Annotated in this window: 2 protein-coding genes; both read right to left on the bottom strand. The window is 37.5% G+C overall.

Features of this window, described 5'->3' with window-relative positions:
- The coding region (locus NW213_RS16755; protein WP_258323474.1) for a transposase at positions 1-234 on the bottom strand (234 nt) is incomplete at its 3' end.
- Between the two features lie 56 nt (positions 235-290).
- On the bottom strand, positions 291-707 hold the full coding sequence (locus tag NW213_RS16750) for a helix-turn-helix domain-containing protein (RefSeq protein WP_154044655.1): 417 nt from the start codon (positions 705-707) through the stop codon (positions 291-293).
- Between the last annotated feature and the right edge of the window lie 77 nt (positions 708-784).

The following is a 784-nucleotide window of genomic DNA, read 5'->3' as shown; positions in this document are numbered from 1 at the left end:
ATCCACAAGTTTGTCTGCATTGATGGATTCTTGTGTTGTAAAACCTTTATATTGATTTCTTCGGGTAATCATGCCAAAGATATTAAGTCTTGCTGTTTTCTCTGATGGAATATAGACATTCTCATCTTTGAACTGCCATCCGTAAGGTACATAACCATCTGTACATACATGACTTTCATCAGCATAATAAAGTTCTATTTTACCTTTGGAGTCAAGGCTTTCAAGTTCTTGCAACTTCTCTTTCTTGTATGTGTAGAGTTGCGGTGAGGGGATATCCCTTGGGCGTTTTCTTATTCGCTTATATCTTGCACCAATGCTCCTAAAAAACGTTTGAAGGTAATGTCGCTGGCTTTTTTGCCGGAAGCTTTTTCCCAGGCTTCGCGTGCTTTTGATACACTCTGACGGTCCTCCTCTATAGCCTTACGGACTGATTCCTCATCGGAACAATCCATTATAGGTTTACGACCTTGACCGGGACGTGTTTCCAAGCCTTTGATTCCATTTTCTTTATAACGTTTTATCCATGCGTATACTGTTGGTATTGTCACATCAAATATTTCAGCTATTTCTGAGGCCGATTTGCCTGATGACTTCAACAATATGGATTTGCATCTGATACGATAGTTATGAGTAGGGCCATTATGATACCCTTTCTCAAGTTTGAGGCGATCAGCCTCACTCAATTCAAGCACTTTTATATGTTTCATGATTCAATTTCTAAAATATCATGAGACAATATTAATAATTTATGCTGAATATAAAAATATTTTAGATCACTTACTTA

It is taken from the genome of Bacteroides sp. ET336 (assembly GCF_024733815.1).
In the GTDB taxonomy this organism is placed as follows: domain Bacteria; phylum Bacteroidota; class Bacteroidia; order Bacteroidales; family Bacteroidaceae; genus Phocaeicola; species Phocaeicola cellulolyticus.
This window is presented reverse-complemented; position numbering and strand designations above follow the sequence as displayed.